At 61.3% G+C, this 17,101-nt stretch carries 16 protein-coding genes and 4 pseudogenes; 7 read left to right on the plus strand and 13 right to left on the minus strand.

Annotated features, from left to right (window positions below; translation table 11 throughout):
• Nucleotides 1-36: 36 nt before the first annotated feature.
• Nucleotides 37-993: a phytochelatin synthase family protein gene (locus GNZ12_RS14920; RefSeq protein WP_328806008.1), complete on the minus strand. Its 957-nt coding sequence runs from the start codon at nt 991-993 to the stop codon at nt 37-39.
• Between the two features lie 40 nt (nt 994-1,033).
• Between GNZ12_RS14920 and GNZ12_RS45285 the strand changes: the two genes are divergently transcribed.
• On the plus strand, nt 1,034-1,456 hold the full coding sequence (locus GNZ12_RS45285; RefSeq protein ID WP_328806009.1) for a DUF1289 domain-containing protein: 423 nt from the start codon (nt 1,034-1,036) through the stop codon (nt 1,454-1,456).
• A 24-nt stretch (nt 1,457-1,480) separates the two neighbouring features.
• Here GNZ12_RS45285 and GNZ12_RS14930 read toward each other — a convergent pair whose 3' ends face one another.
• From GNZ12_RS14930 to GNZ12_RS14940, 3 genes are all read right to left on the minus strand, one after another.
• A complete protein-coding gene (locus GNZ12_RS14930) occupies nt 1,481-2,641 on the minus strand; it encodes a GGDEF domain-containing protein (RefSeq protein WP_172311046.1) in 1,161 nt (386 codons plus the stop codon).
• A 1,157-nt stretch (nt 2,642-3,798) separates the two neighbouring features.
• Nucleotides 3,799-4,143: a cupredoxin domain-containing protein gene (locus GNZ12_RS14935; protein WP_172311047.1), complete on the minus strand. Its 345-nt coding sequence runs from the start codon at nt 4,141-4,143 to the stop codon at nt 3,799-3,801.
• A gap of 32 nt (nt 4,144-4,175) precedes the next feature.
• Nucleotides 4,176-5,132, minus strand: a complete 957-nt coding sequence (locus GNZ12_RS14940) for a metallophosphoesterase family protein (protein WP_172311048.1) — start codon at nt 5,130-5,132, stop codon at nt 4,176-4,178.
• A gap of 232 nt (nt 5,133-5,364) precedes the next feature.
• On the opposite strand from GNZ12_RS14940, the gene GNZ12_RS14945 reads away from it, so the two are divergent.
• Complete coding sequence (locus tag GNZ12_RS14945; protein WP_172311049.1) at nt 5,365-5,556, plus strand: hypothetical protein; 192 nt, start codon at nt 5,365-5,367, stop codon at nt 5,554-5,556.
• A 105-nt stretch (nt 5,557-5,661) separates the two neighbouring features.
• Nucleotides 5,662-6,426, plus strand: coding sequence for a hypothetical protein (locus GNZ12_RS14950; RefSeq protein ID WP_328806010.1), 765 nt, complete (start codon nt 5,662-5,664; stop codon nt 6,424-6,426).
• Between the two features lie 286 nt (nt 6,427-6,712).
• Here GNZ12_RS14950 and GNZ12_RS14955 read toward each other — a convergent pair whose 3' ends face one another.
• Genes GNZ12_RS14955 through GNZ12_RS14970 form a run of 4 tightly spaced genes read right to left on the minus strand, consistent with a single transcriptional unit; the run spans nt 6,713 to nt 8,432 of the window.
• Nucleotides 6,713-6,949: a hypothetical protein gene (locus GNZ12_RS14955; protein ID WP_172311050.1), complete on the minus strand. Its 237-nt coding sequence runs from the start codon at nt 6,947-6,949 to the stop codon at nt 6,713-6,715.
• A 10-nt stretch (nt 6,950-6,959) separates the two neighbouring features.
• Nucleotides 6,960-7,607 (minus strand): glutathione S-transferase family protein, encoded by a 648-nt coding sequence (locus GNZ12_RS14960; RefSeq protein ID WP_172311051.1) that lies wholly within the window; start codon nt 7,605-7,607, stop codon nt 6,960-6,962.
• 40 nt (nt 7,608-7,647) lie between these two features.
• On the minus strand, nt 7,648-8,100 hold the full coding sequence (locus GNZ12_RS14965) for an SRPBCC family protein (protein WP_172311052.1): 453 nt from the start codon (nt 8,098-8,100) through the stop codon (nt 7,648-7,650).
• Nucleotides 8,097-8,432 carry an ArsR/SmtB family transcription factor gene (locus GNZ12_RS14970; protein ID WP_172311053.1) on the minus strand — a complete coding sequence of 112 codons (336 nt, stop codon included), beginning with the start codon at nt 8,430-8,432 and terminating at the stop codon, nt 8,097-8,099. Before GNZ12_RS14970 ends, GNZ12_RS14965 begins: the two co-directional genes overlap by 4 nt.
• A 136-nt stretch (nt 8,433-8,568) precedes the next feature.
• Here GNZ12_RS14970 and GNZ12_RS14975 point away from each other — a divergent pair.
• Nucleotides 8,569-8,919, plus strand: a pseudogene (locus GNZ12_RS14975) (LysR family transcriptional regulator); the annotation flags it as partial.
• 14 nt (nt 8,920-8,933) lie between these two features.
• On the opposite strand, the gene GNZ12_RS14980 reads toward GNZ12_RS14975, so the two are convergent.
• The gene (locus tag GNZ12_RS14980; RefSeq protein WP_172311054.1) at nt 8,934-9,557 is read right to left on the minus strand and encodes an HAD-IA family hydrolase; all 624 of its coding nucleotides are present in this window, start codon (nt 9,555-9,557) and stop codon (nt 8,934-8,936) included.
• Nucleotides 9,558-9,654: 97 nt separating this feature from the next.
• On the opposite strand from GNZ12_RS14980, the pseudogene GNZ12_RS44395 reads away from it, so the two are divergent.
• Both GNZ12_RS44395 and GNZ12_RS14990 read left to right on the plus strand, forming a co-directional pair.
• Nucleotides 9,655-9,933, plus strand: a pseudogene (locus GNZ12_RS44395) (patatin-like phospholipase family protein); the annotation flags it as partial.
• A gap of 66 nt (nt 9,934-9,999) precedes the next feature.
• A pseudogene (locus tag GNZ12_RS14990) lies at nt 10,000-10,743 on the plus strand (YkgJ family cysteine cluster protein); the annotation flags it as partial.
• Between the two features lie 27 nt (nt 10,744-10,770).
• On the opposite strand, the gene GNZ12_RS14995 reads toward GNZ12_RS14990, so the two are convergent.
• Complete coding sequence (locus tag GNZ12_RS14995; RefSeq protein ID WP_172311055.1) at nt 10,771-11,922, minus strand: branched-chain amino acid ABC transporter substrate-binding protein; 1,152 nt, start codon at nt 11,920-11,922, stop codon at nt 10,771-10,773.
• A 131-nt stretch (nt 11,923-12,053) separates the two neighbouring features.
• Nucleotides 12,054-13,283 carry an NAD(P)/FAD-dependent oxidoreductase gene (locus GNZ12_RS15000; RefSeq protein ID WP_172311056.1) on the minus strand — a complete coding sequence of 410 codons (1,230 nt, stop codon included), beginning with the start codon at nt 13,281-13,283 and terminating at the stop codon, nt 12,054-12,056.
• Nucleotides 13,284-13,689: 406 nt separating this feature from the next.
• On the opposite strand from GNZ12_RS15000, the gene GNZ12_RS15005 reads away from it, so the two are divergent.
• Nucleotides 13,690-15,093, plus strand: a complete 1,404-nt coding sequence (locus GNZ12_RS15005; protein ID WP_172311057.1) for an aminotransferase-like domain-containing protein — start codon at nt 13,690-13,692, stop codon at nt 15,091-15,093.
• A 39-nt stretch (nt 15,094-15,132) separates the two neighbouring features.
• On the opposite strand, the gene GNZ12_RS15010 is transcribed toward GNZ12_RS15005, so the two are convergent.
• Together GNZ12_RS15010 and GNZ12_RS15015 are read right to left on the minus strand one after the other, a co-directional pair.
• Complete coding sequence (locus GNZ12_RS15010; protein ID WP_172311068.1) at nt 15,133-16,488, minus strand: sigma-54 dependent transcriptional regulator; 1,356 nt, start codon at nt 16,486-16,488, stop codon at nt 15,133-15,135.
• A 480-nt stretch (nt 16,489-16,968) separates the two neighbouring features.
• Nucleotides 16,969-17,101: pseudogene (locus GNZ12_RS15015) on the minus strand (IS630 family transposase); the annotation flags it as partial.

Raw genomic sequence — 17,101 nt, forward strand, 5'->3', positions numbered from 1 at the left:
CGTGACATGGAGGTCGTGAAGCACTCGTGAAGCACGTTAGTTTGCTCGCGTGCCGACGATCACCATGCCGCGTGACAATCCGCTCACGCTGTCGACCGCCTGAGCCCCGGTGTACAGTTGCGTGACCGGCACCCACACCGCCGGATACTTGTAGCGGGCAACATCGAGAAGTAGCGCGCTATCGCTCGCGGCGTCGTAGGCGGCAAGCGGCGACCAGTGGCCGCCGCCTCTTTCGCCTATCTCCACTCGGCTGAAGTTCAATAACGCAAAGCGGTCGCTACGGCCCGTCGTGTCAAGAATCAGATCGCGAAACTGATCGAGCGTCAGATCGCCGGCATGGAATTTCATCACCTCGACAGGAAATGCGCTTAGCGCCGCGCCGAGTTGGTCGAGCGTCATGCCCTCCTTCGATACCCGCGCGGCGTTGGCCACCTGCGGATCGACGTTGCGAAAAAAATCCTCTTGCGAGAAATAGGGAAAGTCCGGGTACTGCGTCGACTCGGGCCGGCGGATGCCCAATGCGTTGAGCGCCATCACCGAGGTCGCGACCGAACAGTAGGCTTCGTTGCGCTGCGTTTCGAAGTACTGCGAGAGCGGCCAGTACGACTGCTTATGGGCAGTCGCCATCAACCGCTTCTGACCTGCAGGTTGCGTCAACGCAACGAGGTTCGGAGGAACCGGCAGCGGCCCGTCGGCTGGGCGTACCGCTGCCGATGCAGGGACTTGAAGCGAAGCTTGATGCGCGGTTTGATCGGCGGCTTGATTTGCCACCGGGGACAGCGGCGCACAGGCCACCAGTGTTGCAACCACACATGCGGCAAGCCACTCAAGCGGCTTCGACCTTCGCACTGCACGAATCAAGGAATATCTGGTCATTGTCCTCATCGCAGAGAATGAATTTCGAACGATTGCCTTCTTGCCGGCCGTCGGAGGGGAGCCCCCTTGAGGGGCGCACCGAAGGAAGTCCCCTTGGAGGACGCGTCTCAGGCGCATCGGTGACGCCTCGAATTTTTAACACGAAACGGATCGACGCGTGAGTTTGCGCCTCGGCCCATGCTTGTTCAACCGCTTGATATACTCCCGCGGCATATTCTGGGCAACGCGATCGAACAGCCTCTCGACGTCGCTCACAGCCAATTCAAGCAGACCGGATTCGAAAATGAGTGACTTAAAAAGCGCGGCGTATGGCGCAGAATGCGCCCCGACCTCGCCGGGCGCATCCGATATAAAACAAACTGAATCCAGCGGAATAGACACGCCGATCGCGGCTGTTTCCTCACCTTGCATTGACATCTGCAAGATCGACGGGAATACGGGCTTGTGCATCGGCTGCCTGCGCACGCGCGACGAAATTCGCGGATGGAAACACATGACCGACGATCTGCGCCTCCATCTGATCGATGAACTGTCGCAGCGCAAGGTGAAACTGGAAGCCGAGAATGCGGAAACGCCGTAAAGCAGGCGTCCTGACGCGCATGGATCAACTCACCTCGTCGACAAACGCGTAACTGTTCTTTCCGCTGCGTTTGACCCGGTACATCGCCTCATCGGCCGCGGCTACGAGGCGACGGTAATCGTCGACGGGATCCGGAAAACTGGCGATGCCAATGCTCGCGCGAACGAGTCCGTTCCCCATTTCCTTGTCGGTTTGAACCACACAGGCGATGAGCCGCCGAGCGATTTCGCCCAGTTCTGCATTCGTCGAAAATTCCCGGACCAGGACGGCGAATTCGTCGCCGCCAATCCGGGCGACAACATCGACTTTACGCACCGACACACGAAAACGTTTCGAAACCGCAATCAGAAATTCGTCACCGACGCGGTGGCCAAGTGAGTCGTTGACCTGCTTGAATCCATCCAGATCGACATACAGCACAGCTATTTTGTGAGGCACCGCGATCGCGGACGACTCGATCGCGGACGATTTCGTCGCCGCCTCCTGGAGCGCGGCAAACAGCTTGCGCCGGTTCGGCAAGCCGGTCATCGCATCGTGCAGCGCCGCATGCTCGAATTCGTGCGACTGGCCCGCCAGTTGGCGATTCCGTTTGGCGTACATCCCTAATGCAGTGATCAGCATGCAGAACAGTAACGCGGCCAACGCGATCAACGTGCGCGCGACGTGGGCAATCCGCACGCGTACGTCGGCGCTGTCGGCGTCGCGCTGCGCGCGCCACCAGGCCGACACGGCGTTGAGCAAGGCATCCGTGTCGCGCAGATCGGCGTCGGGTGTGAGCAAGGATGGCGGCAGATGCGGCGCCGCCGACGGACTCGCCTTCACCAGTGCCGCGAGAGACGTGAGGCGCTGGGCGAGTTCGGTTCGCGCGGTCCGATACCCGGCGGCTCGGGTGGCCGTGGCGTCGGGCAGTTGCTGCCAGACGCCGACCAGACTCCGGGCGCTTTCCGCCCGCCCGACCGCGTCGAGAACGAGCCCGGCATATTCCTGCTTCAACTGATCGGAAAAGATCGTCCTGATCTGCTGCGCAAGATACAGAAGGCCGATCAGCAGGCAAATCAGCGCGGCGGCGGCGATCACAGCCGGGCCCGGCCTGAAGCGGATCGCGAAGGCGCGCCCGCGAGCGGCGCGCTGCCAACGCGTGCGCTCAGGGATGGGAATACGTGTCTTGGTGGCTTCCGGTGCCATGCTGACGGTAGCTTACGCGACGAAAGAACGCGCCCATCCGGGCGAACAGACTGCCCTTGTGCCTGGAATTTGCCGTCGAAGAAGATCGACGATCCTGCTGCGCGAGACGCGTATCTCTGCCTTGCCTGCTGGCCGCTAACTGCTGCCCCGTGGGATTGAATGGTGGCGCCGGGCGGTGAGTGGCAGGGTCAGACGATTCGGCCACGGCGGGTGTCGCGTCGGCCACGCTGATTTGACTGCCCGTAGGCATCGAGAATCGCGTAACCGGGCCGGACCACGAAGCTTGTTGCCCCCCTTCTTCTCCGTCCGCTTCTACTACAGCCTGCGTTCGTACTGTTGCCGGTGCTGTTGCCGGTATCTCCGCCGTTGGTTGCACGCCTGTTGTCACCGCTGTGGCTGCGGTTGACGCTTGCATGTCGACCGCTGTCCCCGCAGTTGCCAATCGCGGCGCAGCCGCGAAAGTTGCCGGCCCAGGCGGGACAATCGAGTGCGCTAACACCGGTCCTACAGGCGCTGACGCAGCCGTCCCGAGCGCTTGCCGCGCGCCCGCCATCGCCTCGGCATACGCTTGCTGATCGTGGTTGAACCAGATGCCGTACGCGACCGTGCCCACCACGCCAAAAGCTAGCGCGCTTGCCGCCGCGACGCACAGTGCAAGACGTCCGAATCGCGCGGGCGGTGCCGCAGCCGAAGGCTCAGCGCCAGCGTCGAAGCCGGCATCCGGATTTTCTACGGCAGATTTTGGCAAGTCGGTATCGTTGAACATCGCAATACTCTCCGGAATTCCTACGTCTGACCTGTCCGCAGACTTTGTTCATACGATTTAGCGGTAGTCGGTCTGGAATCGTTGGAAGAATTTATCCCGCATGCCGGGCACGCGACAATACCGCAATGCTGCGCTTTAAACGCCAACTTTGCGAGTCACTACGCATCGATAAAACAGGTAAAAGATTCAACGCCGCGTGTATCCACGGGCGGTGCCGCGAGCCCTCGCAAGCCGCTTCCCCATTGGGCTCGTGGCAGCGCGATGCGAGCATGCGCCGCGCTCTCCGTCACGCAATAAACACGCCCACCTCGAACGTGGTGACTTGTGACCAGCGCTTAAAACGCTATGCATGCTCAATGGGGCGCATGGCGCCCCACATCGAATCCGGCACTTATTGCACGGTGATCGTTTCTTTCATGTTCGGATGAATGCCGCAAAACACCTTGTACACGCCCGGCTTGTCGAACTTGAACTGGTACGTGTCGTTCTGATCGAGCGCGGCGGAGCGAAACATGCCCGCATCGTTTACGACCGTATGCGGCTCGCCGTCGAGATTCTTCCACGTCACGGTCGAGCCGGCTTTCACCGTGAGCGCCATCGGCGAGAACATGAAGTTCTTGATGACCACGGTGTTCGGCGTCTCTGCTCGCGCAACGGAAAGTCCGGCCAGCGCAGCGATAAGCACCGAACGCCCAAGCAGCGAAAAGAACGTGCGGCAAATATTTTTAGTTTGCATAACTGATCTCCTGAGGTCGAAGAATACTTAAATCAAACAAGTGTCGTGTCGGCAAGCGTCGCCTTGAGCGGATGACGCGCGATCTTGATGCTGGTCACGCCGAGCATTTTGGGGAGTTGATCGCTCGCGACCGTGAGTGGCCCAGGGCCGGGGCCATTGCCGGCGGTCGGCTGCGGATAGGCGGTCGAGCGCGCGGTATGGAAGGTGATATTGCCTTCGACCTTCGTCACGATCTGGTGAATATGGCCGTTTAGCACGGTCACCGAGCCGAAGCGCTTCAGATAGCTCATCGCCTGACCGGCATCGCCCGTGCCCCACCCCCACGGCTCGTAGATCGTCCACATCGGCATGTGCGCAAAGACGACTATCGGCGTGCTGGACGAGCGGCCTTTCAGATCATTTTCGAGCCAGGCGAGTTGATCGTCGCCGAGACCACCCAAGCCGTTCGGCTTGAAATGCATCACGTTGACGAGCGCGACGAAGTGCACGCCGCTGTGGTCGAAGCTGTAATAGCCCTTGTTATCCGAGGCCTTCCCGAAGCGGCTGAAGTATTCGGTTCCGGGGCCGTCCGTCACGTCGTGCTCGCCCGGCACGGTGTGGAGCTCCGTAATATTCAGTCCCGACATCAACTGCGCAGCAAGATCGAACTCCGACGGTTTGGAGAGATGCGTGATATCGCCCGTGTGAATGGTCAGCGCGGGCTTGACCGGCATGGCATTGACGTAGTCGATCGTCTGTTTGAGCGTGCCCGCGACGTCCGGGTTGGCTTCTTTATTGAAGCCGATATGCGAATCGCTGATCTGCAGGAAAAGCGGCACGCCCATGGACGTCGACGATGATTTCGCGTCGGCCGCGAGGGCCAGTTCCACTGGCGTGAGAATGCCGCCGGCAAGAACGAACACCGTGCCGACTCCACCAAAGGCGAGACATTTCAGCGCGCCGCGGCGTGATGGATTGAATGCAGGATCGAATGAACGATGTGACGACATGTTGACCTCACGATAAGGATTCGCAGGCAAACCGCCGGCTCATCCGGCGCGCCTCACGACTCGGTTCATCAGGAAGACTGCCGGGCCATCGGTTTTATTCCAGGAAAAAGAAAATTGGCGTTGGCTGATGAAGCCAGCCGCTCAGGCTTACATGCCGGCGCCAGAACAAACGGGAATAGCCGCGCCGCGGCGGCGGTCATGCAGATGAGAGAACCTGAAAGGAGTAGCCAACATGGACATCATCGATATGGCCCGTGCCTCGGGCATGGCGGTCATCCTCGACGGCAGGATTGGCCGGGAGGAATACCAGAGCGTGTGCGGCTCGCTATCCGCGCTGCAGCGATTTGCCGAAGCGGTGCGCCAGGGTACGGTGCAACCGAGCGGATCTCAGAAGCGCACCGCCACGCCGGCTCGCAGAACGTGAGGAACGCGAGGAGCACGAGGTGGCCGGCGCGGTGGCACGCTCGACGCGGCTTGACGCGGTCCCCCAAGCCGTTTTCCGGCGCATACAAATTGAAAGGAGGGTAATGTGCGACCGGAATTACGGCCCGTTCTGCGCCGCCTGCAACTCGGATCGGGCGTGGTGCTGCTCATCTATCTGTTTTTGCACATGGTCAATCATGCGCTCGGAATCTGGTCGCTCGATCTTGCCGGACGCGGACTCATGCTTGCGCTGTGGATCTGGCATAGCGTGCCCGGCACGATCCTGCTGTACGGTGCGGCCCTTCTCCATTTCGCGCTGGCTGTGCGCACGATTTACGGGCGCCGTCACTGGGCGCTCCCGCCCGCCGAATGGATCCGGTTGTGGGCCGGACTCAGCCTGCCACTGCTGCTCATCCGGCATGCGGTTGCGACGCGCCTCGCGACGTCGTTGTATGGCTTTGAGCCGAACTACGAGCGGATCGTGATATCGCTGATCACGAGCGGCACGCAGGGTCTGCAGCTTGCACTGCTTGCGCCGGGCTGGATCCATGGCTGCCTCGGCGTGTGGTTTAGATTGAGCCACTATCCGGCGGCGCAACGCGCGAGACCCGCACTGCTTGCTCTGCTCGTTGTTTTGCCTTTGTTATCCGCCGCGGGTTTTCTGCGGATGAAGCAAGCCGTCGTAGCAATGCATGCTGTCCTCCCCGCGCCTGATTCGAAACTGCTGACGCACCAGTTTGCGCTCGACACGTGGCGTCACAGTCTCGTCACGCTTTACCTTGCCGTGGTCGTTAGCGCGCTTCTGGCGGGGTTGTTGCGGAATTGGCTTGAGCGCCGATCTACACGGATGCAAATGTCAAAGCCTGATTGAAGCGCTGCGTTCGCGCGATGCTGCAGACGTGCCGTGGCCCGCATCGCTGAGAATGCGGGCCACGGCCCTGCCCTTTACGGCGGCTCGATACGGCTTGAGGCCGTTTATCCAGCTTACTGGGCTTATTGCGCTTGCTGCGCTTGCGGCTTCAGCTTGAACTTGCCTTGATATCGGATCGTCGGACGCAGTGACTGTGTCGTCGGCGCCGAGTGTGATTGGAGACGGGGTGTCAGTCAATGCGTTTCTAAAATGAACTAGCTGTTGAGTTCACGAAAAAAATAAGCCGTTAGCGGATGAATTGACCACAAATCGGCATTGCGCTCAGCCGCGCAAGGAACGACGACTGGCCGCCGCGGACATCGGCGAATTGATCGGCCGCCAACGCGGAGCCGGCAGCGGCGCCGATCGCAATCAATACGATCGCGATCCGGCGTAGCCGCCCCGCCCGGCCGACCAGCGTGCCCGACACGCTGCGCCAACTGGCGAGCAAGGTCATGGCGAGTGCAACGATCGCGCAGCACATGGCCTTGTCTTCAGGCGTTGAGCGCAGCGTTCGCGACGGAAGTGGCCGGGCGCACCGGAAACGGATTGCGCCATGCCTCGATGGCGTTCAGTTGATCGTGCCAGCGCCGCATTTCCGGAAACTCATCGAGCGGCATTGCTGCGTTTTTCGCATAGGGCAGCGCGATGGCAACGGAAAAATCCGCAACTGTCAGACCGTCGCCGAGTAGCCATTTACGGCCTTTGAGGTGCTGGTCGAGCACGCGGGCAGACTTGCGAAACAAGCCCTGCTCTTCAGCGACTTTAGCCGGGTCGGATCCGCCGAGTCCAAACACCGGCTTGATGATCGATTCGAAGTAAAGCGCGCCAGCATGCGGGTAAAAATGGTGATTGTTCCAGCTGAACCAGCGCAGGACATCGATTTGCCGGTCATCAGTCGGCCAGAGGTCGGACTCCGCGCGCCGCGCAAAATGGCTGACGATGGCGTCGGCTTCCCAGATACTTCTCTCGCCGTCGACGAGACACGGCACCTTGCCATTCGGATTGATCGCCAGATAGTCCGGCTTGCCCTGCTCGCCCTTCGTCAGATCGACGAAGGCGTATTCAATTGGTAAACCTAAATATTTTGCTACTGCGCAGGTTTTTCGTGGGGCCAGAGTTTCAGCATAATAGAGCTTCATATTCGACCTCGGTATGAGTTGAATTCGTTTCCGATGTGCGTCAGTGGCCTTCGTCTTCCAGTTGAGTCATGAATGCGCCGAGCTTGTCCAATGCCGTGCTCCAGCCGGCCTGATGAGCATCGCGCGCGGCCTCGTCGAAGAACTGTGCATGGGTGAGAGTGAGTTCGGTTCCGTCTTCGATCGGGCGCAGCCTGATCGCGACCTGCGAGCGGCGCTCGGGCATCGTGACCCACTCCCACGTGAAAACGAGCTTGCGGTCCGCTTCGACTTCCAGGTATTCGCCGCGACAGTCGTGCGTTTCGCCGTCCAGTGTCTGGAATACCACGCGAAAACGGCCACCCACGCGCGGATCGGCTTCGGCGCTTAGCACCGGCCCGGCGTCGGGTCCCCACCAGCGCACCATCAGTTCGGGCTTCGTCCACGCTGCATAAACTCGGGCAGGCGGCGCCTTGATGCGCCGCACGATAGTCAGGCTCGGCTTTTCCTGGATCATTCTTCCTGTCCCTCCACAAAATCGGTAAACCGGTCGAGGCTCGAGGACCAGAAGCGCTCGTAGCGTCTCAACCATGCCATCGCCTCCTCCATCGGCCCCGCGACAAGATCGACCGATACGGTTCGCCCGTTCTTCGTACGCGACACCAGACCCGCGTCGCTCAGCACGTCAAGGTGCTTCATGACTGCGGGAAGCTTAAGCGGCAGCGGTCGCGCGATCTCCGTGACCGACAGGCCGGGTTCTCGCTCGAGGCGAGCGAGAATAGCCCGGCGCGTCGGGTCCACGAGGGCGGTGAACGTGCGATCGAGTTGACTGACTGGAGACTTTGCCATATGGCGAACTATAGGCGGCGCATAAGCGGTGTCAAGATTTTTCGTAGGTAGCTCGCATCGCGCGGACTTCTGTTTGCGGCCGATCTGCAGTCCGTTCTAGACTGCAGATCGGCCACATTCGAGGGGACAACCCGGTATGGACATTCTTCAAGCGATGGCGGTGTTCAAGCGTGTCGTCGACGCGTCGAGCTTCTCGAAGGCGGCCGATTCGCTGGAGATACCGCGTGCGTCGGTGTCGACGCTCGTGCAGAATCTGGAGAGCCATCTGGGGGTACGCCTGTTGAATCGCACGACGCGCAGCGTGCAGGTGACCGACGACGGCGCGCTCTACTACGAATACTGCGCACGCATTCTGGCCGAGGTCTCCGACGCCGAATCCGCGCTATCGAACAAGCGGCAAAACCCGCGCGGCACAATTCGCGTCGACACGTCCGCCACTTTCGCAGCCAACGTGCTGGTCCCCGTCATGCGCGATTTCAATGCGCGCCCATCCCGCACGGCTTACGTCTGCTCAATCAGGCCATAACGCTTCAGTTCCGCCGACAACGCGTCGGCGCTGACAAACCGATATCCCTGCAGACCGGCGTCGAGTGCGCCCGCCACGTTGGCGTCCGTATCGTCGACGAAAAGCGTTTCGGCTGCGGGAACACCCAGTTGCTCCACGCAGCGAAGATAGGTTTGAGCGGCCGGTTTTGCTGCACCGAACGCGGCGGACGCATAGACATGAGGACCGAACAGTTGCGCGACGGGTGGATTCAGAAAGCCGATATGCTCCGTGAGCAGGCGGCAGTTGTTGGTAAGCACCGCGATCCGGTGATGTTCGGCGACTCTTTCGGCGAGCGCGATCACGTCCTTGTTCGGCGTGATCGATGCGTGGCGCGCGCTCAGCCAGTCATCCCGGCTCACGGGATAGTTCAGCAGTTCGCCGAGCACGCCCAGATAGTGGTCGTCGCTGATCTGCCCCGCGTCGGCACGGGCTTCAAGCCCCGATTCCCAGATCGCGTGACGCACGGCTTCAGGCGTCTGGCCGGAAATTGCCGCCAGACGATCGACCCGCGCTGAACGGTCGTAGTGAGACAGAACGCCCTCCATGTCGAACAGGACTAGCGTGATGGATGCAGTCATGCTGTTGCCCTCGCGTTGAAAGCATTCAGGAAACAAGGAACCGGGGTTAAGCACAGTCTTGTCCAGCGATCCAGCAACAGCGTGGAATTCGCGCAAAATAAATTTAATCTTAGTGCAACCCGAATCGGGGCGAGCATCCGGGTTTCGTCGTCGGCGTCGTCCGCATCTCGTGGAGGCGACGGCGCTGCGTAGGCTGCTCGAAAAGAACCTTTCATTTATGCACGTGGAGCGAGCGGCGCTGCCGTTGCATATTGTCGCTACCGATGTGCTTTCGGGTAACGAGATCGTGATATCGTCCGGTCCGGTGGTGGATGCGGTGTTGGCACGTGCGGCGATTCCCGGGGTGTTTTCACCCGTACGAATCGACGGTGCCAACCAAGCACAACGCCGACTTTTTGAAGAGAGAATCAGGGTGGATGACCTCAATTTCGAATGCACCGGATGCGGCAACTGCTGCCACGATTTGCGCCTGGCGCTGACAGTCACCGAGGCGATCGATTGGCTTCAGCGGGGCGGGCAAATGGAGTTGTTATGCGAAGCCATTCCATGGCCAGTCGAGCCTGAGCCTGGCAACGCGCAAGCCGAGTACAAACGGGCGCGTTCAACGCCTGCGATGAGCGGAACCTTGCCGGTGCGCATCTCGATCATTCTCGCCGCGGCGTTCACCGGCGCGTGTCCGAATCTGCACGCGGACATGCGCTGCGGCATCTATGAACAAAGGCCGCTGGTGTGCCGGATTTATCCCGCTGAAATCAATCCGTTCGTTGCGCTGGTGCCGGAAAACAAGGGCTGTCCTTCGGAAGCGTGGCAGAAAACACCGTTGCAAAGGCAGGGCGTACTGGTCGACGAGACGACCTACCACCTGGTGCAGCAATCCCGGCGCGCGAACCAGCTCGAGGCGCCGCTGCGCACGCAGATCTGCCTCGAACTGGGGCTGAACAGTGCTGCTCTCGCGAACGAAGGTTTCCTTATCCATGCACCGGAAAGTGACGCCCTGCTCGCCGCGCTTCAACGGATTCAGGCGGCGCCGGCATCGCAAGACACAACGACCGAGTGGGTGTTCGTTTCGAATCGTACCGAGACCGTGGAGACGCTTTTGTCGGTTGGCGCAACGGGTCATCTCGTTGCGCCCACGCCTGCCGACACTTTTCGGTACCACGGATTTTTCCCGTCCTCGCCGAGCTGAAACCCCCAACTGCCTTCGCGCGATGAACTAGACGCCGCTGCCGCCCACTGTCTTGATGCTCTTCCACTGTCCTTGCTGGACCTGGAAGAGCGTGTACGGCGGCTTGATCAGATCGCCATAAGGATCAAAGGTGATATTGCCGGTCACACCGGTAACCTTGACCTTCGACAGGGCATCGACGATCTTCGCGCGATCGAGCGAGTCGGCGCTGTGAATCGCTTTGATCATGGCGAGCGCGGCGTCGTAGGCAAACGGCGCGTACAGCTCGACATCCTGATTGAAGCGCGCCTTATAGCGCTTGCCGAACTCCTGTGCGGCAGGAAGCTTATCGAGCGCAGGTCCAGGTTCGAGATCCTGCGTGCCGTCACCCGCGGCACCGGCGATTTGCAGGAAAGCATTGCTCTTCAGCGCGCCCGCGCCGAACAGTTGCGCTTGCATGCCGAGCGATCGCATCTGCTTGACCAGCATCGCTCCCTGTTCATCCAGACCGCCGAAGAAAATCAGATCGACGTTCTTGCTCTTGAGCGTCGTGAGAATGGCGCGAAAATCCACCGCTTTGTCGTTTGTGAACTCGCGATCGACTATGTTGCCGTTCGCTTCCTTTGCGCCTTTTTCGAATGCATCCGCGAGCCCTTGCCCGAATGCCGTACGGTCGTCGATGATGCCGATGCGCTTCGCCTTCATCTGCTCCACCACGAAGTGCCCGGCCACGACACCGCCAATGCCGTCATGCCCCATGGTGCGGAACACGTTTTTATAGCCCTGCTTGGTGAGTTGCGGATTGGTCGAGCCCGGCGTAATCATCGCAACGTTTGCCTGGTGATAGACCGTCGAAGCCGGAATGCTGCACCCCGAGTTGTAGTGACCGATCACGCCGACGACGCCGTCGTCGACCAGTTTTTGCGCGACCTGAATCGCCACGCGGGGGTCCGCCTGATCGTCCTGCACGTCGAGCTCGAACTTGACCGGCTTTCCGCCAATCACCGGATGCTTCGCGTTCTCTTCATCGAGCGCTAATTGAGCGCCGTACTGCAGGTCTTTGCCGACGCGTGCAACCGGGCCGGTCAACGGTCCGACGAAACCGATCTTGACGACTTCAGGATCGGCCGCCCACGAAGACGGTATATACGTGACGAGTGCGCAAACTGTGGCACTCAACAGCCAATAGCGGCGATTCATGATGCGCTCCTTGCGAGATGTAACGTCGCGCGATGTGTAGGTTGGCCGATCCGATGCGCGACGCGTCGAAACCGTCCTGCGGTACTCGTTGTGAAGCGAGAAAAGCTGTGCGGTCAAACCCTCAATGAAATTCAAAAACGCGTTGCCGAGTAAGGTGCGAGATCGAGCGGCGGCGCGCGCTGCGCGATCAGATCGGCGACGATGCGTCCGCTCACCCCGGCTAGCGTCAACCCAAGATGCTGGTGGCCGAATGCGTAGATCACCCGCTCGCTCGCGCGTGAGCGTCCGAGTACCGGCACGCCGTCCGGCAACGTCGGACGAAAGCCGAGCCAGCTGCTATCCGGTGTATCGAGCGCGGGTAAGGCGCGCTTCGACGAAAACGTCAGCAGATCGATCAGCGAGCGGTTGCGCGTGTCGCCGAACCCTGCCAGTTCGACCGTGCCCGCAACGCGCAGGCCATCGCTCATCGGCGTCATGTAGAAGCCGCGCTCGGCCCAGCCGACCGGCCGCGAAACCAGTTGCTGCGCGCCCGGGAACCGGACGTGATAACCGCGCTCCGTATCGAGGGGGACGGGGTCGCCGCACTGTTTGGCGAACTGGGCGGAGCGCGCGCCGGTGGCGATCACCACGTGACTGAAGCGGCGCGCGGCACCGTCGACGGTCAGGGTCGCGCCGTCTGCGGAAGGCTGCACGGCGTCGACGGTCGAAGGCTCCAGCTTCAAACCTTGTGCGGCAAGCTGCCGATAGAGCGCTTGCAAAAAGCCGTGAGGATCGGAGAAGTGCCAACTGTTGCTGAACAGTATGCCGCGCTCGAATATCGGAGCGAGCGACGGTTCAAGCGCCCGGATGTCGCCACCGTCAAGCACATCGAAGGCGACGCCCAACTGCTGACGCAGATCGAGTGCAGGACGAGCCGCATCGAACGAAGCCGCGTTCGAATACAAATAGAGGCACTCGCGTGCCCGAACGAAACGCGCCAGTTCTGCGTCTGCGAGCAGCGGTGCATAACCATCGCTAGCGCGATCGAGCAACGAAGCGAGCGCTGCGGCGCTCGCTTCGTAACGCCGCGGCAGCGAGCTCATCATGAAGCGCGCCAGCCACGGGGCGAGATGAGGCAGATACCCCCAGCGCAATCTGAAGGGGCTGTCGTTCGACAGAAGAAAGCGTGGCAGATCGCGGAACACGGAGGGATTGTTGACCGGAATGCAGGCGTAGTGCGCAAACGTCCCGGCATTGCCGAAGGACGCGCCCTGCCCCACGCCGGCCGGATCGAACAGTGTGACCCGATGGCCGTCGCGCATCAGCGCCGCAGCGCTCGCGAGGCCGATGAATCCCGCACCGATGATGGCAATCTCCGGCATCACTTACACCCTTTCAACGCGCCGCCGAGCACGATCATCGTGACATCCCGTTGGCGACGTGCAGAGCCAGGCTTCGGCGCGGACGCGGCTTGAGAAGACTGCGGAAAACGCATTGGGACACTCCTGCAGACAGAATCGGGACGCTGGGGCACGCACGCCACCAGACAAACTCTGGCAATCAGAATCACACAATATTTTTTTGTGTGCAATTAAAACTCACATTGTGTGGGCCTGGCATTTTCCCTGGATGGTCTGTGGCGCGGTCCTTGCAAACATTGGCGTGCAGGAGGCCAGCCGTTCTGGAGCGCCGCTTTTAGGCGTTGCCAAGACGCTTGTCTGGTATAGAATCGGCAAAATTCCGCACAATCGCGGACAAAGTCGATTTTGTATGGAGACATTGGTTCTTATGGCTTCTGGCAAAGACACGGCGCGTGGGGCCAACGGGGCGCCGGCGCAGACGAAGCGTTCCACCTATGTCGAGGTGTCCAGCTCGATCGAGAACGAGATCCGCAGCGGCATCTATCCGCCGGGCAGCCGCCTGCCGCCGCAGCGGCAACTGGCCACCGAACTGGGCATCAATGTGTCGACGGTGTCCCGCGCGTACAAGGAATTGCAATTGCGCGGGCTGGTGATCGGCAGCAAGCGGCGCGGGTCGCTCGTGACCGGCGGGGCCATGCCGAGCGTCGAGCCTGCCCAGGCGGCCAGTAACGCGGCGATCGACCTGACCGTCAACCGGCCGGCTACAGGCGAATTCCTGAATTGCCTCGCGCGCACGCTGGCGGAATTGCCGCGCGATCCGCGTTACCCGCAATTGCAGGAGTACCAGCCACCGCAAGGTCCCGCCTGGGCGCGTGCCGCCGGCGCCCGCTGGATGGCCGCGCCGGGCTTCACGCCGACGCCCGACCACGTGGTGGTCACGAGCGGTGCGCAACACGGTTTGTATGCCGTGCTGAACAGCCTGATCGGCACGGACGGTGTGATCCTCGCCGACCAGCTCACGTACTACGGGCTGAAAGCACTGGCTCCGGTATTCCAGTTCGAAATCGTCGGCATTCCGAGCGATCGCGACGGCCTGCTGACCGACGAGGTGGAGCGTGCCTGCCGTCGCATGCCGGTGAAGGCGATTTTCACGGTACCCAACCTGCAGAACCCGACCGTTACGACAATGAGTCTCGAGCGGCGCATGGCGCTCGTCGACATTGCTCGCCGGCATGGCGTGGCGATCATCGAAGACGACGTCTATGGGCCGCTGGTTTCCCAGCGGCTGCCGACCATCGCGAGCCTGTGTCCGGAACTGACGTTTCACCTCACGGCGACCTCGAAGATTCTCGCGCCCGGCCTGCGGCTCGGCTATCTGCTGAGTCCGCCGGACAGCTCAGCGCTGTGTGCGGAGGCGGTGCGCACCACCGCCTGGATGCCGGCGCCGATGTCGATGCTGATCGCGTCAATCTGGATCGAAGACGGCACCGCGCGCCACATCATGGACGCGCAGCTTGCCGAAATTCGCGCACGGCAAGATCTGGCGCGCGAGTTGTTGCCACAGGAATTGCTGCAGACCGATCCGGCGTGCATGTTCGTGTGGCTCAAGCTGCCACCGCCGTGGCGTGCCGACGACTTTGCGGCGAATGCGAAGGCGCGTGGCGTGGTGGTGATGCCGTCGTCGGCGTTTGCCGTGGACCGCTCGGAGATCGAGCACGGTGTACGGATCAACCTCGCCTGCGCGACGAGCCGCGATCAACTTGTGAGTGCGTTAAGACTGTTGACGGGCACGCTGAAGGATCGTCCTCGGGCACTGTTCGGGACGATCTGATGGGCGAGGCGGTATTGCACCGCAGGGACGATCGTCGCGTCAACCTTCGGCAGCGCTGTCTTCCTCGTATCGCATGCCATGCGTGCTAAGCAACCGGTACAGCGTTGCGCGTGAAATACTGAGCTCGCGCGCAGCGTCGCCGAGCCGCCCGCGATGGCGCAGCAGCGCGAGTTCGATGGCCTGCCGCTCCGCTGTCTCGCGTGCCTGCGCCAGTGTCAGGGGCGCGGTTGCGACGTAACCCGACAGTTCGAGATCGTCCGCGGTGATCGTGCGCCCTTCCGACATCACCATAGCGCGGCGAACCCGGTTGATCAGCTCCCGTACGTTGCCGGGCCAGTCGTATTGATGCAGCGCTATGATCGCGTCCGGAGAAAAACCGTATAGCCGGCGGCTCGCATCCTTCCTGTAGCGGTCCAGCGTGTACAGCGCGAGCAGTTCGATGTCCTTGCCGCGCGCGCGAAGCGGCGGCTCGTCGATCCTCAATACGCACAAACGGTGGTACAGGTCCGCGCGAAAGCGCCCGTCTTCGATGGCGGCTTCCATATCGACGCGAGTGGCCGAGATGATGCGCACGTCGACATCGATCGAACCGTTGCCACCCAGACGGTCGATGGTGCTTTCCTGCAGGAAACGCAGCAGGCTCGCCTGACTCTCGAACGGCAGATCGCCGATTTCATCGAGAAACACGGTGCCGCCGTGAGCGGCTTCAACGCGCCCTATTCTGCGTTGATTCGCGCCAGTGAAAGCACCGCGCTCGTAGCCAAACAACTCGGATTGCAACAGGTGCGGCGGAATCGCACCACAGTTGATGGCGACGAACGGCGCGTCACGGCGCGGCGAGCGCGCGTGAATCGCCGCCGCTGTCAGCTCCTTGCCTGTTCCCGATTCGCCGGAGACGAAAACGGGTGCGTCGTTTGTCGCGACTTTGCGGATGGAACGGAATAACGCGAGCATGGCATCGCAAGTGCCGATCATCTCGCCTTCAGCCGTGGACGTATCGACGAATGCGGGCTCGCCGAGCGAGATCATGCCGCATGCATGGCCTACCGTATCGACAATCCTGGCGTTCGCAGCGGGGAGCGTGACGTAATCGAAACAGTAGTCGCGTACCAGCCGGCGTACGACGGCATCATCGAGTTCCGGCGCGGCGGTCATCGCAACCCAGCCGATATTCGGCATCGCAAGGCGGGCTTCCAGCGCGGCAATGTCGCGGGAGTCGAATACGCTCGACAGGTCGACCAGCCCGCCCGCCAGCGCGCCGCCATCCATGGCTCGCCGTACGTCACGAACCGAGCCGATGACCTGAACCTCCCAGTCGCGCTCCTCGAAGCTCGCCAAGAGATCCGGCAAAGGGTCGCGCGTGAAGTAGATGACACGCCGCGTAGTGGCCTTCATTTTCTGCATTGTTTTTTGTTTTCCCGCAGAGTCTACCCTGACACGTAGTGCGTTCAGGTCTCTCGCTGCTGCGTTGTTCCTGCTGCCCCACTAACGCGGATGCCTGTCCTCGCGAATCCGGCGCGTACTGGGTGCTGTCATTTCAAGTGCATCGGGTTCCGGCGAATCGACGGCGCCGCGAACGTACGCTGGCGAGAAACCGGAGGCGATAACGACCGCTGATCATACGCGGCTACACGGTCACCGCAAGGGATCCTGACCATATTTGTCGATTAAGTCCGGAAGCAGGGCACGCGATGTTTTGTCTGAGCAAATTGAGGGACGGCTGATCAGGCGAGCGTGTCGGATGGACTGCTCATGCAATGGGCATACTCGATGATGCGGCAGGCATAAAGGCGGTGCGTGACGCGCATCCGCGTCGATATCGAGCCGGCGTCTCGTGCGTTGGCACAGTCGAGTCGACCTACCTAGTGGTCCGCGTCAAACGGATTGCATCTTATTCAGCTTGGCCCGGGCGCGTGTGACCTTTGCCAGGATGTCGGAAGCCTTAGCGGTCCAGATGAATGGTTTCGGATCACGATTGTGCTTCACGATGTACTGCTCGATCGTGCTC

Origin of the sequence: Paraburkholderia solitsugae (assembly GCF_013177695.1) — a bacterium.
GTDB classification, from domain to species: domain Bacteria; phylum Pseudomonadota; class Gammaproteobacteria; order Burkholderiales; family Burkholderiaceae; genus Paraburkholderia; species Paraburkholderia solitsugae.

Excerpts from the sequence above, each read along its gene's own strand:
- GNZ12_RS14920 (WP_328806008.1), bottom strand. The coding sequence starts at position 993 with ATGCGCCTGAGACGCGTCCTCCAAGGGGACTTCCTTCGGTGCGCCCCT.
- GNZ12_RS14930 (WP_172311046.1), bottom strand. The coding sequence starts at position 2,641 with ATGGCACCGGAAGCCACCAAGACACGTATTCCCATCCCTGAGCGCACG.
- GNZ12_RS14935 (WP_172311047.1), bottom strand. The coding sequence starts at position 4,143 with ATGCAAACTAAAAATATTTGCCGCACGTTCTTTTCGCTGCTTGGGCGT.
- GNZ12_RS14940 (WP_172311048.1), bottom strand. The coding sequence starts at position 5,132 with ATGTCGTCACATCGTTCATTCGATCCTGCATTCAATCCATCACGCCGC.
- GNZ12_RS14945 (WP_172311049.1), top strand. The coding sequence starts at position 5,365 with ATGGACATCATCGATATGGCCCGTGCCTCGGGCATGGCGGTCATCCTC.
- GNZ12_RS14955 (WP_172311050.1), bottom strand. The coding sequence starts at position 6,949 with ATGTGCTGCGCGATCGTTGCACTCGCCATGACCTTGCTCGCCAGTTGG.
- GNZ12_RS14960 (WP_172311051.1), bottom strand. The coding sequence starts at position 7,607 with ATGAAGCTCTATTATGCTGAAACTCTGGCCCCACGAAAAACCTGCGCA.
- GNZ12_RS14965 (WP_172311052.1), bottom strand. The coding sequence starts at position 8,100 with ATGATCCAGGAAAAGCCGAGCCTGACTATCGTGCGGCGCATCAAGGCG.
- GNZ12_RS14970 (WP_172311053.1), bottom strand. The coding sequence starts at position 8,432 with ATGGCAAAGTCTCCAGTCAGTCAACTCGATCGCACGTTCACCGCCCTC.
- GNZ12_RS14980 (WP_172311054.1), bottom strand. The coding sequence starts at position 9,557 with ATGACTGCATCCATCACGCTAGTCCTGTTCGACATGGAGGGCGTTCTG.
- GNZ12_RS14995 (WP_172311055.1), bottom strand. The coding sequence starts at position 11,922 with ATGAATCGCCGCTATTGGCTGTTGAGTGCCACAGTTTGCGCACTCGTC.
- GNZ12_RS15000 (WP_172311056.1), bottom strand. The coding sequence starts at position 13,283 with ATGCCGGAGATTGCCATCATCGGTGCGGGATTCATCGGCCTCGCGAGC.
- GNZ12_RS15005 (WP_172311057.1), top strand. The coding sequence starts at position 13,690 with ATGGCTTCTGGCAAAGACACGGCGCGTGGGGCCAACGGGGCGCCGGCG.
- GNZ12_RS15010 (WP_172311068.1), bottom strand. The coding sequence starts at position 16,488 with ATGAAGGCCACTACGCGGCGTGTCATCTACTTCACGCGCGACCCTTTG.